Genomic DNA, 242 nt, shown 5'->3' with positions numbered 1-242 from the left:
AACTTGATCTCCTTCGGCACGCCCGCCTTCTTCCGGCGCGCCCGATCCTTGCTCCAGTCCTGCGGCAGATACAGGCGATAGGCCACCGGAAGGCTGGCCGTGTGATTGGCGACCGACAGCGTCACCGTCACCTGGCAATTGGCCTGCTTACCGAGCTGCCCGCAATATTGGTGGTGCACGCCGACCGAATGCTTGCCTTGCTTGGGGAACGACGTGTCGTCGATGATCCACGCCTCGATCGG

1 protein-coding gene is annotated in these 242 nt (G+C 62.8%); it reads right to left on the bottom strand.

Going from position 1 to position 242, the window contains the following annotated elements:
* Positions 1 to 242 (bottom strand): transposase (locus DNX69_RS22425; RefSeq protein WP_133256006.1); only part of this gene is annotated, 242 nt, incomplete at both ends.

Origin of the sequence: Rhodopseudomonas palustris (genome assembly GCF_003226555.1) — a bacterium.
GTDB classification, from domain to species: domain Bacteria; phylum Pseudomonadota; class Alphaproteobacteria; order Rhizobiales; family Xanthobacteraceae; genus Rhodopseudomonas; species Rhodopseudomonas palustris_I.
This window is presented reverse-complemented; position numbering and strand designations above follow the sequence as displayed.